General features: G+C 43.5%; 7 protein-coding genes. 2 read left to right on the plus strand and 5 right to left on the minus strand.

The window, feature by feature from the left end:
• Positions 1 to 41: 41 nt before the first annotated feature.
• A complete protein-coding gene (locus AC6H04_RS04340; RefSeq protein WP_497570530.1) occupies positions 42 to 3,338 on the minus strand; it encodes a DUF5107 domain-containing protein in 3,297 nt (1,098 codons plus the stop codon).
• A gap of 160 nt (positions 3,339 to 3,498) precedes the next feature.
• Here AC6H04_RS04340 and AC6H04_RS04345 point away from each other — a divergent pair, with 160 nt between their 5' ends.
• A complete protein-coding gene (locus tag AC6H04_RS04345) occupies positions 3,499 to 4,368 on the plus strand; it encodes an AraC family transcriptional regulator (protein ID WP_497570531.1) in 870 nt (289 codons plus the stop codon).
• Positions 4,369 to 4,440: 72 nt separating this feature from the next.
• Here AC6H04_RS04345 and AC6H04_RS04350 read toward each other — a convergent pair whose 3' ends face one another.
• The 4 genes from AC6H04_RS04350 to AC6H04_RS04365 all read right to left on the minus strand — a co-directional run bounded on the left by AC6H04_RS04350 (position 4,441) and on the right by AC6H04_RS04365 (position 10,486).
• Positions 4,441 to 7,011: an ABC transporter permease gene (locus tag AC6H04_RS04350; RefSeq protein ID WP_497570532.1), complete on the minus strand. Its 2,571-nt coding sequence runs from the start codon at positions 7,009 to 7,011 to the stop codon at positions 4,441 to 4,443.
• A gap of 5 nt (positions 7,012 to 7,016) precedes the next feature.
• Positions 7,017 to 7,718 (minus strand): ABC transporter ATP-binding protein, encoded by a 702-nt coding sequence (locus tag AC6H04_RS04355; protein ID WP_497570533.1) that lies wholly within the window; start codon positions 7,716 to 7,718, stop codon positions 7,017 to 7,019.
• A gap of 172 nt (positions 7,719 to 7,890) precedes the next feature.
• The gene (alr, locus tag AC6H04_RS04360; protein ID WP_497570534.1) at positions 7,891 to 9,012 is read right to left on the minus strand and encodes an alanine racemase; all 1,122 of its coding nucleotides are present in this window, start codon (positions 9,010 to 9,012) and stop codon (positions 7,891 to 7,893) included.
• A 79-nt stretch (positions 9,013 to 9,091) separates the two neighbouring features.
• Positions 9,092 to 10,486 (minus strand): aspartate ammonia-lyase, encoded by a 1,395-nt coding sequence (locus tag AC6H04_RS04365; RefSeq protein WP_497570535.1) that lies wholly within the window; start codon positions 10,484 to 10,486, stop codon positions 9,092 to 9,094.
• Positions 10,487 to 11,248: 762 nt separating this feature from the next.
• Between AC6H04_RS04365 and AC6H04_RS04370 the strand changes: the two genes are divergently transcribed.
• A complete protein-coding gene (locus AC6H04_RS04370; protein ID WP_497570536.1) occupies positions 11,249 to 12,649 on the plus strand; it encodes an amino acid permease in 1,401 nt (466 codons plus the stop codon).
• Positions 12,650 to 12,670 lie beyond the last annotated feature (21 nt).

Consider the following 12,670-nt stretch of genomic DNA (forward strand, 5'->3'; position numbering starts at 1 on the left):
AGATTATCCAAAGAGGCGCTGACATTTAATGCTGCCGTGTTTTACTTAACGTTCTCCTTTTTAAAATTGTGATGCCGTAAAACACCTTGATGGTGATTATTAATAGCAAGCGCTTGTCCAAAGAGTTTTTGAGCTTGTTCCACATGTCCTAATCCTAAATGACCTAACGCCATCAAATAGTAACAATGAACAGCGTTACGGTCCTGATAATTTTCATCAAAAAGCAGTGCGTCTGGTAACGAAACGGCGAAGTAATCCATCTTAAACTGGTCGAATAAATGCCGTTCGCCAAAGCTGATCAACTTATAATAGCGAGCATCAGCTTGACTAGTTTGGTGCAACTGTTCAAATGCCAGTCCTTGATAAAAGATAGTATCAGCCGGTTGGTCGTTGTAGTACATCATGTCCGTTGGTTCACTCAAACCAGCAGTTGCTTTTTCAAAATGTGCCTTAGCTTGAGCATCGTTGCCATCTGCTTTGAAAGCTAGTCCCAGGTAGTAATTAATGATGTTATCTACTGCAATCGGCAGTTTCCCTTCACCTAAACTTCGTGGATAAATCAACGCTTGCTTAAGCTTATCAATAGCATCCTGGACCCGATTAGCAGCCAAGTCTTGTTTCGCCAATTCAACCAGCGCATATTCATACTGCGTGCTTACCTTGCCTTCGCCGCCTTCCCATGGATGGAAAACATGCGCCATAATCTTCTTATAAGCTTGCTGATAGTCACCCGTTTCGTTTAACAACGTGATCAATGAGATGTAGCTATCGTCACGCTGTTGAGTGAGGTCAAAGTGATCTTGAAGAAAAGTTAATCGTTCAGTCAACGGCCGATTGAGCTTTTCATATAGGGTGTCTAATTCGAACACTAACCGACTGTTTTGCGGATCTAGCTTAAAAGCTAGTTCCAACTCATGCAGTGCTTTTTGAGGTTGATGTTGCCGGTTAAAGTAGGCAATTGAGAGATTCCGGTGCGCCATTGGATAATCTGGGTTAGCTTTGACACATTGCTCCCATAGCTGAGTAGCACGGTCATAGACTTTTCGGTCATAATATAAATTACCAAGATAATAAGCTGCCAGACCATCACTTGGATTTTGCTTAATAGCAGCATTTAAAACAATCACGTCCATTAAACGGTTCGGAAAGACATAGTCCGGATTACCAGCAGCACCCTGATCAGCAAACTTCTTTGCAGCCTTTGTATCGCCTAATTTATTAGAAAGAAAGGCTTCGTAGTAACTCTTGATTGGGCTTTCGGCGGTATATAACTGAATAATTTCCAATGCATCTGCGTACTGGCCTGCCTTGATATAGGAATCCGCTAAACTCAGGTGATTATTTAACTTGTGATTTAAGGCGGCTTCAAGTGCACTTTGGTTCTCCGCACTCGAATTCAGCTTCCAGGCTTCGTAACGGTTACCCAGACATAGTGGATCAATCGCAGCGTTCTCCTCTACTAATTGTTTAGCAGCTTCACTCTCATGAGCCCGCCGCAAGACGTTTACCTTAAGCGTCCGCAAAGTCATATCACTATAATTGGTATTCAACCCCTTATCAATATCAATCAGTGCAGCATTCAAATCACCTTCAAGGCTCTTTATTTGTGCCAATGCTAAGAAGCCAACTGATTGTGTTTCATAAGACCAAGTTGCTTTAAAGAAGTGGTCATATGCGTCTTTAAGCTGGCCTTGCATCATTAAGCTAAGGCCTAGATGATAGTGTGCTGCGCCAGAAAATGGGTTGGTGTTGTGTTCAGTTTCACGCGCGATAGCCCGTTCAAAATAAGTTTGGCTTTCAGCAAATAACCCGCGCCGATACAGCAAAAGGCCATAGGCATCGTTGATTCGGTCATCATTTTGATCACGCTTAAGTCCTTCAAGGTAGTAATCATCCGGCCGATAAGTGGCGTGTCGATATTGTTCCAGATGCTGTGCCGCAAAATAGAGTTCATCGTTAGTCTTAATTTCTTCTGGAGCAGCGATTGCTTTTGCAGGATCAGGGATTGGCTTAATATGATCTGCTGCTGGCTGATAAGCGACCAACTGCTTGCCATCAGCATCCGTCACGACTAGCTTAAGCTCAGATTGTTCACCATTTACATCGTATTCTTTCTCAAACGTCTGAACGGGACTCAACGTCACCGTTTCATCCGCTATCAATTTATCTTGCTGGTACAGCTTCACGTGTGCGCCCTGATAAACAGAGGTTGCATAAGCCTTAACCGCTACTCCCTGATCAGTAACTTCTAGGTTCACAGCGGCATTAATAGTGGCATTTTTAACTGCCCCAACGTCCTTGTACGGCATGAAGTACTCCGTGGAAGTTTTTTGTTCATGGGGCTTCAACCATGTAAAATCGGGTTGGTTATCCGTATAGGTTCCAACCATCAGTTCAATATACGGCCCATCATTATCAGTTAACTGATTGTCCCATGACTGACCAAAATCAGCGTTCCCCCATGTCCACTGCTTCTTACCAGGAGAAGTATGATGGTCAGCAACGTGCAGTAAACCGGCCTTCTTTTGATGATCATAGTTGCCCAAAAAATCGTATTCAGAATGGGCAGCCATGTAAGAGGTTGGTACGGGAACGTTCTTGTATCGTGAAATATCAACACCTGCAGAATAATCGATCTTATAATATTCACCGGTAGCAATCGGAAAGGTTGAGACTGCTCGCTTACCGTGATCAAAGACGGCATTAACATCAGGTGGAAAAATAGATTGCGTATTGTCATTTACTGGTACCGCAGGATTGGCCCACCAAAGAAAAGTCTGTGGCAGATCGGTTGGGTTGCTAAAGTGTTCATCTAGCTTCAAGTAGGCCTTGTCCGCAAACATGGTAAAGCCAACCAAAATTTTAGTCCCGTACATTTTATCAATATCACTGATCCACAACGTTTTGGCACCATCACGTTCTTCAATTTTCGTTTCAACGGGTAAAAAAGTGTCTGGACGATGATGTTGCGGCCAGTTAAATTCAATCCCACCAGATATCCACGAACCTGTTAAGCCAACTAAGGCTGGTTTAATGACGTGATTATAGTAGACGAAATCATAGTTATTCGTCTTATCTAAGGCCCGATAAATCCGGCCGCCGAGTTCAGGTAAAAAGGTTACCTGAAGATACTGGTTTTCCAAAATAATCGCGCGATAAGTCTGGTCCACCTTATCTTCATGAATCTTTTCTGTAACTGGGAAAGGATAGACCTTACCGCTACTGCCTTGATAGACTCTCTTCTCAAGAAACATCGGGTTTTTTTCGGGTTTACTGGTTTGATACGTTGGCAACGTGATCGTCGTTTCTGTGATAGAAACACCGGTATTTGTACTCATAAAAATCGTTCCTTTCTGTCTTTTGATTACCTACACCATAGTACAGAAAGCGCTTTCTTAAAATGCATTATCCTCACCCAAAGATGGATTATTCGCTACTGTCGGTATATAATGTAAGCGCTTTATATAATACGTTATATTTATTGACTGGAGGGATACCATGCGCCGCTTAGAAGATTTCGATAACGAATACTTATTTGTGTTACCGCCAACTTTACTACGCTCATATGCATCCTCACCCCTTTTCAACAACCTCTATGTCACCGACCTCGGTTTTTTCCCCAACGCTGACTACCACTATGTTTCCCGGAAACAAGGTACCAATACCTGGATCATGATTTTTTGTACTAATGGTTCAGGCACAGTTATCGTTGATCATACGACTTATACGATGAAACAACATTCGTTCATCATCTTGCCTCCTAATATTGGGCATAAATATTTCACTGCCGAAAACGATCCCTGGGATATCTACTGGGTACACTTTCGCGGAAACTTAGCGACTAGTTATCCCTGCGTTTATCCTAATTCTGCCTTTTATTTAGAAGAACTCCCCATTAATCAGATAAAATCCATTATGGAACTGTTTTGGTTCATGATAAAGACCTTTCAACCAGGGTTTTCGTTTAATCGCGAATTGTATGTCTCTCAATTGCTGGGTGCACTCCTTTCTGGCTTAAGTGTTAATAAAAGTGATATCACGACCGGAAGTACTTATGTTGATTTAGCCATTCAATACATTTACAAAAATATCAGCAAACCAATTAAACTAGAAGATATCGCGACAACACTAGGAATTTCAATCAGTTATCTGAGTCGTACTTTTCGAAAAGTCACCAAAGTCAGTGTGAATCAATTTATCACATCAGCCAAAACTGACCGTGCAAGCCACTACCTACGATTTACCAATATTCCGATTCAGCAAATCGCCACCCGACTCGGATACACTGACAGTTATTACTTCTCCCGGGTATTTAAAAAGGAATATCACGTCTCTCCAAGAGAATATCGTCAGCGGGAAATTTCGTAAAGATTAACAGGTTCCATAATTCAAAAAAACTATTCCGAGAAATTGCCGGAATAGTTTTTTAACAATATCTATTTAATTTTCCTTCAACGCTTCCACCATATCCACGTGCTTAAGCTTCTGATGGGTCACCCACATCACAATCAGGGTAAACACTACCATCAGCAACGTGGCTACCACGTATCCTGGCCAGCGGATAATGACAGGAAAGACTACCTGCGAAGTTGTCGCCTGATTAAGAATAAAGCTGAGTAATCCCCAACCGGCACCATATCCTAAAATGATGCCGAAGATGGTCAGCAAAATATTCTCCCGTGAAACGTACATGGTCACTTCTTTATCAAAGAAGCCCAGCACTTTCACCGTTGAAAGTTCACGGATTCGCTCTGAAATATTGATGTTGGTTAGGTTATACAGCACCACAAACGACAGAACACCAGATAATAAAATCATGATTAGTACAATCACGTTCATGGAACTGCTCATAGTCTTAATCGTGGTTTCCTGATCTGATGCAAAGCTGGTTCCAAGTGCACCGCCGTGTTTCAGCAGTTGTCTTGCCAGTTGATTTTGCTGCTGGCTGGACTGCTTGTTTAGTTTGACGAACAACGTATTGACTGCCGGCTGAACATTAAAAGCATGTTGGTATGCAGTCGGACTCATATAGGCGAAGACCCCCATGTAGTTCGGCGTCACTGCCACCACGTTTAAACGTGCTTTTTTGCCGTTTGCAGTGGTAAAACTAACTTTGTCCCCCGCTTTAACATCCAACTGAGAAGCAATTTTTTTGCTGATCACTAACCCATTTTCAGTAAGTGAATGACTGAGTGTGACGTATTTCTTAAACTGCTGGTTATTATTTGGCGTGACGAGGTTAACATCACTGATTTGCTTGTTATCAGCTTTTACCTTGCCAGTGGTCAGGTTAACCTTCGTGGCACCCTTATAGGCATCCGACTGATTCAACACCCGCATCGCCTTTTGACTCTGACCATCATGAGCTAGTGATACAGTCGCTGAATAGTGGAAGATCTGACCATACTGCTGACTAGCAGTTGAACCGATTGAGTCATTCAACCCAAAACCAGTTAGAATCAGTGCTGTTCCTCCTGCGATACCAATAATCGTCATCCACATCCGGCTCTTGTACCGAAATAGGTTCCGGTAAGACACCTTCTGGTTAAAGCTCATTCGGCGCCATAATGGTGTGATACGTTCCATCAAAATCCGTTTTGCCGATTTAGGCGTTCGTGGCAACATCAGATCAGCTGGTTTTTCAGCTAACTCGCGGCGAACCACAATCACGGCTGCACCCACCGTTGCCAATAGTGAGAAGAACACCGCTAAAGCAATCACCGACCACATGACGGGTACTGATGTGGTCAGCGGAATACTCATGTGATACATCGAAATAACTAGCCGAGGTAGCGTCACGTTGCCAATAGCACTCCCCAAGATGGCACCGATTAAACCGGCCATTAAGGCATAGCTCAAATAGTTACGAGCAATGGCCCACTTCGTATAGCCAAGCGCCTTGAACGTGCCAATTTGGCGCCGAGCTTCCTCCACCATCCGTGTGATTGTGGTGAACGTGATTAACGCGGCAATGAGAAAGAAGAAGACCGGAAATACATTAGCAATGGCCGCGATCCGATCCGAAGTGTCGCCAAACGACGTAAATCCGGGTAAGTCTTCGCGAGTCTGCCAAGTATAGGCCGTTTGTGCTTTAGCAGTAGCTTCCTTCAACGCTACGTTTAGTTTTGCTTGATTTTGCTTTAACGTTTGTGTTTGCTGCTGGAGCACTGCTGAATTGCCAGTGGCCTGTTTTAACTGCGCTAACTGTTTAGCCGCTTGGGTTAGTTTTTGCTGTTGCGGTGCGAAGGATCGTTTCACCTTCGCTGACAATTGCTGATTGCGTTCCTTAGCCCGCGGTTTGAAAGCAGCCTTGAGCGCCGTCACTTTTTGATTAACAGCACTCTGGTAGTCATCATTGAACGAATTCATCGACTGTAATGACTTGAACCTCACCGTTAATACGGTTGCTGTTGGCAGGTTTAATTGTTGCGGCTCAAGATACGCAAAGTAACGCACGATACCATCGCCAACGTTGGCTGAACCACGGGTGCTGTAATCGATGTATCGCGGTGAATCCGCAAAACCAACAATTTGATAAGACCGTTGTTTCAGATCCGCCTGCTCGTTAAACCGATACGTATCCCCTAGCCGATAACCATAATCACGTTTAGCCCGTTCGTCCAACACGATTTGATTCGCTGACTTGGGTAAATGTCCGCTGCGTAATTTTAACTGGTTCTGTTTCGCACTAGACTGGTAGCCATACAACGCCACGACGTCTTCATCTTTACCGCCTGTGACGTACTTGAACTTCCCGATTTCCGCTTGAGCACCAGCAACTTTTTCAGCAGTTTGAACGTCTTTTTGGGTAAAGCCCGTCGTGGAAAACAACTGAACATCGCTTAGGTGCTCAGTTTTAACCGTATTATCCATGGAATCGTTGAGACTAGGACCCGCAGCTTTGACCCCCACAAAGATCAGTGTTCCCAATAAAATAATCATAATAATCGCGATAAACCGCCCCTTGTTAGCCGCAATCTCACGCCACATGTTTTTGGTCATGGGTTTCATACTGATCACCACTCAATCTGTTCAACGGGAACCGGTGTCGGATTATCTTCTACAGACCGCACTTGGGCATCGTTAATTCGGATGACACGGTCCGCCATTTTAGCGATGGCTGCGTTGTGGGTGATGATCACCACCGTCTTGTTGTCGCGTTGACTGGCCGTTTGAAGCAGGCTCAGGACTTGTTTCCCAGTTTCAAAATCTAGGGCACCCGTTGGCTCATCACACAGGAGCAACTTGGGGTTTTTGGCTAGAGCTCGGGCAATGGCGACCCGCTGCTGTTCACCGCCGGAGAGTTGCGATGGAAAGTTATCTAGTCGATTGCCCAGTCCCACTTCACGTAGCGTTTCTTCAGCATCCAACGCATCATCCACGATTGAATTAGCCAGTTCGACATTTTCCTTAGTCGTTAAGTTCGGAATCAGATTATAGAATTGGAAAACAAAGCCCACGTCACTGCGACGATACGCCGTTAGCTGACGATCGTTAAACTTCGCGATATCCACGCCGTCGATCAAAACCGCACCGCTCGTCGGCGTATCCATCCCGCCCAAAATATTGAGTACCGTTGATTTACCAGCACCGCTAGGACCTAAAATCACGGTTAGCTGTCCCTGCTCGCACGTAAAATTCAATTTATTATTGGCGATAATCTCAGTTTCGCCCATTTGATACTTCTTTGATTCGTTTTGTACTTCAATGTAACTCATGCATGCCCACCTCGTTAAAGTTCTCTTGTAATGAGTATCGCTTGACTGACGGAGAAATTCAAGGTGGAATTTTACCCGTCGCTACTAAATATTTGGGCAATCAAAAAGGCTGCTTGTTGTCAATTTCACGCTGACAACGTGCAGCCCAATCTATAGATATCAATAATCGTAGTTAATTTTGATAAACCCGTGGTAATCGTTCGCCAAACCCGCAAGCAATTTCGTAATGAATCGTGCCGCAGTAGTCAGCTAACTCTTGAAGCGAGATTACGCGACCATGATCTTCGCCCACTAATGTGACAAGAGTTCCTACTGGGTACTCATGCGGCAACCGAATCATTAACTGATCCATACATATCCGCCCAATAATTTCACAATAATGACCATCCACCAACACATGAAAACCTTGCAGCTGCCGCCGATACCCGTCTGCATACCCAATCGGAACCGTTGCTACCCACTCATCTTCCTGTGCTGTATAGGTAGCGCCATAGCTCACAGATTGACCTGCTTTTAATGACTTGACGAAAACTGTGCGGGACTCCAAACGCATGGCTGGCCGCAAAACAAACGGTGGTTCAAGCTCGATGCCTGATGGATTTAAACCATAACCGCCAACGCCGAAACGGATAAGGTTGCCGTTGCAAGCATCGTGCCACAAGCTGGTGGCAGTGTTGGAGACGTGCACGTATTTTGGCCGGTCAGGAACTACTGCCATGAAGGCACACCACTTCTTTAATTGTTGTTCAAAGTAGGCTGTATCAGCCGAATCAGCTTTGGAAAAATGAGTGAAAATACCTTCAAATTCAAACTGTTCGGTCGTTTTGAGGTACGCCACTGCTGCCGCCAATTGAGTAGGCGTCTGGAACCCAATTCTACCCATGCCAGTATCAAGCCCTAGATGAACAGCCAGTGGCGTCGTCACGTGCTCATTTTCCAAAAAGCCCTGCGCAGTTTTTAACCAAGCTAACGATCCCACTGTCGCGGAAATATGGTTAACTGCTAATAGTGCAGCATATTGAGGTTCAGTGATTCCCAATACTAAGATTGGCTGATTGAACCCAGCTTCTCGCAGTGCCAGTGCCTCATCTAGGATTGCCACGCAAAAGCCGGTGGCACCCGCGCGCAATGCCGTAGCCGCCACTTGAAGTAAACCGTGGCCGTAAGCATTCGCTTTCACTACCATAAATAACTCAGTTTTATCACTTAATCTGGCCTTTTCATTCGCAATATTTTGATAAATTGCGCTCTGGTCAACCACGATTCGACTTGGTCGATGTTTGCCAATTGCCATATTACAAGACTTCTTTCAGTGAAATTACCCATATTGTTTTGGGTTAACTGTATTCAATTTTTTAGTCACTCGTCATTCTTTATCCTTCACGCCGCTTTGTTTGTACGGTGGATTGTCCGTGTAACAGGCTTTCAGGTGACAATAACTGATCAAGCTGTTCCACTGACAACAAGTGGCTATCAAGGATAATGTCTCGCACAGAGCGATCTTCACTCAGTGCTTGTTTAATGACAGCCGTTGTCTTGGTGTATCCCAAAATCGGTGAAAGTGCGGTCGCGATAATCGCAGAATGTTCAACATAACGCTGTGTTTGTGCTTGGTTGACCTGTAAGCCGTGCAGGCAGTTAGCGACCAAGGTTTGAATACCCTTTTCGAGGTAAGTCTCACTGGCTAGGATGTCACGAAACATAATTGGTTCAAAGGCATTTAATTCAAGTTGACCACCCTGTGCAGCTAAGGTGACGGTGGTGTCGTTACCAATAACCTCAAATGCAACTTGGTTCACTACTTCTGGGATAACTGGGTTAACTTTAGCTGGCATGATCGATGACCCTGCCTGCACTGCTGGCAACCGTAGTTCTGCTAACCCAGCTTGAGGACCACTTCCAAGCAGCCGTAAATCGTTACAGAATTTAGATAAATCAACTGCTAACGCCTTAAGTGCTCCGGAAAAGACCACTGCGGTATCACAGTTTTGAGTGGCATCAATCAAATCTGGCGCTTGAACGAGATTCAACTGTGTCAGTTGGTTGACCTGTCCCACAATGTGGGCTTGATAATAACGAGTAGCGTTAAGGCCAGTCCCAATCGCGGTACCACCTAAATTAACGACTGCTAAATCATCTCGTACGGCAGATAACCGTGCTAAATCACGCTTAAATAATGACCGATATGCTGTAAACGTACGCCCATAAGTAGTAGGAACCGCATCTTCCAACTGTGTTCGGCCAATTTTCAGGACGTCCTTGTTCTGTTTTGCTAGTCTTTCGAGTTCATCAAGTAAGCCATCGATTGCTTTGAGAAGAGATGGTAGCTTTTTTAACATTGCCATTTGACCAGCTGTCGGAAAGGTATCGTTAGTTGATTGTGACTGGTTAACGTCGTCGTTAGGATGAACGTGAACACCAGGGGTTAATGCTTCTGCTAAATGAGCAACAACTTCATTAACGTTCATGTTAGCTGACGTACCGGCACTACCTTGGATTGCAGGCACGATAAACGCATCTTGATGTCTGCCAAGTAGCAACTGATTACATGCCGCAATAATCGCATTAGCTTTGGGGGCTTTCAAGGTACCAGCTTGTTGGTTGACCTGTGCTGCCGCCTTTTTGATTTGGAGAAAACTTTCAATAATCAAGGGATGGATCTTTTCACTTGAAATAGGAAAGTTATTCTCCGCACGCTTACTGTGAATACCATATAAAGCATCATCATCAATTGCTAACTTACCAATACAATCCTGTTCAATTCTCATAACAATCTCTCCCGTCGTTGATTTCAAATAGTTCATGTTAGATATACTAACATCACAAAATATATCCTATACCTATTCGAAAAATAATCAATAGGATATCAGCAAAACTAGGCATATGTCAGGTTTACCAATTTTAGCAAATAGATCAAATTACTAGCAAATCAAATCTTATCACGCTTTCAAAATACAAATTCACACAAATTTCATGTTATAAAATATAACACAAAATCGTTAAAACTGATAAAAGCACTGCTTTCGGTATACAACCAGCATCGGTTTTCTGCCAAGCACTGATCAATCGCTGCCGAATTTTTTTGATTCTCTCACAAGTTTTGAGCTATGTGTGCGTCACCTTCTCTCAATAAAATATTCACGTGTTGAATGGCTTTTTGTCAAAAATGCATAACCTTTTACAAGTTACTACCGTTTACAAGTAAACTTACAAACCTCATGATCTTGCTCCCAACCCAATAATTTACCTCGTTTTTACGTGTTTGCAAAAGAATGATCAGTCTTCCACAGTGATGTGATAATTCGGTAATAATGAGTGTCTTCACGTAAGTATTTATTCATTTTAATTATGCATAATTGATTATTAGAAAATGATTTAATTCGAAGTATTTACTAAAATCACCTCTATATCGGCTATTATAGCAACTATTCATTTATTTTTCTATCTAAAATCTCATTTATTTTTAATTTTACTATTGAATTTTATTTCATTCAGTGATTAAATTAACATCAATGAAAAGGAGTGAGACTATGAACAAACAAGAAAATACAAACGCTGATGGTACGAAACGATCTTTGTCTAATCGGCACGTTCAAATGATTGCACTCGGTGGCACAATTGGTACTGGCCTTTTCTTGGGTGCTAGTACATCCATTACAAAAACAGGTCCTTCGATAATTTTGGTGTATATGATTATTGGTATCTTTTTCTTTCTAATGATGCGTGGCATTGGTGAAATGCTGTATCAAGATCCCTCTCAACATACGTTCATTGCGTTTATTACGCGCTATCTGGGTCAGCGAACCGGTTACTTTGCTGGCTGGACCTACTGGATCGGGTTGATTTGCGTTGGTATGGCCGAGATAACCGCCATTGCCAGTTACGTTCAGTTTTGGTTCCCGCATCTCCCTGCTTGGTTGATTCAAATTAGTTTCTTGGTCGTGTTAACCAGTGTCAATTTAATTGCTGTCAGGATCTTTGGTGAAGCAGAGTTTTGGTTCGCCATGATCAAAATTATCGCCATTCTGGCAATGATTGTTACAGGAATCATGATGCTGCTAACACACTTTAAGACACCAACAGGTCAGGTCGGTTTTGCTAATATTACGACTCACCTATCACTGTTTCCCAACGGCATCCACAGCTTTATTGGCGCCTTTCCAATGGTCTTCTTCGCCTTTCTAGGCATGGAATTCATCGGTATCACCACCGCTGAAACAAAGAATCCCCGCCACGTATTGCCAAAGGCGATCAATGAGGTGATTTACCGGATTCTGATTTTCTACATTGGTGCCCTACTGGTTATCATGTTGATTTATCCATGGCAAAGTTTATCAGCAAAGCAAAGTCCATTCGTCCAAGTCTTTTCTTTAGTTGGCCTTCGTGCTGCTGCCGCCATCATCAACTTCGTGGTACTAACTTCCGCGGCATCGTCACTGAATAGCATGATTTATTCATCAGGACGTCACTTTTATCAACTTGCCAGTGAATCTAACGGTCGTTTCATGCGGCATTTCAAAAACATTTCAACACACGGTGTCCCAGCTCAAGGAATTCTAATTTCTGCAACGTTAATCCTATTAGCCCCCGTGATTAGTGCGCTCCCCTATGTCTCAAACGCCTTTAGTTTAATCACCTCCGCATCAAGTGACCTGTACTTAATCGTCTATTCACTTACCGTCGTCGCTCACTATAAATATCGTCAGTCGGCTGATTTTATGCCAGACGGATTTTTAATGCCAGCCTATAAAGTCCTCGATCCAATGCTGATCGTCTTCTTCGTCGTTATCTATCTCAGCTTATTCTTTGACAGCAGTAACTGGCTTCCCGCTACCTTAGGGATTCTATGGTGTGTCATCTTTGGCTTCTTCTCATCTAGAGAACGTTCAACGGTGCCAACTGTACCGGTTGCTAACGATAAAGTGCTTTAACCCATTCATTGCACAAAAAAA

Source organism: Secundilactobacillus sp. MJ173, from assembly GCF_059704265.1.

Coding starts and splice junctions, on each gene's coding strand:
- AC6H04_RS04350 (WP_497570532.1), bottom strand. CDS start 7,011: ATGAAACCCATGACCAAAAACATGTGGCGTGAGATTGCGGCTAACAAG.
- AC6H04_RS04340 (WP_497570530.1), bottom strand. CDS start 3,338: ATGAGTACAAATACCGGTGTTTCTATCACAGAAACGACGATCACGTTG.
- AC6H04_RS04365 (WP_497570535.1), bottom strand. CDS start 10,486: ATGAGAATTGAACAGGATTGTATTGGTAAGTTAGCAATTGATGATGAT.
- AC6H04_RS04370 (WP_497570536.1), top strand. CDS start 11,249: ATGAACAAACAAGAAAATACAAACGCTGATGGTACGAAACGATCTTTG.
- alr (WP_497570534.1), bottom strand. CDS start 9,012: ATGGCAATTGGCAAACATCGACCAAGTCGAATCGTGGTTGACCAGAGC.
- AC6H04_RS04345 (WP_497570531.1), top strand. CDS start 3,499: ATGCGCCGCTTAGAAGATTTCGATAACGAATACTTATTTGTGTTACCG.
- AC6H04_RS04355 (WP_497570533.1), bottom strand. CDS start 7,718: ATGAGTTACATTGAAGTACAAAACGAATCAAAGAAGTATCAAATGGGC.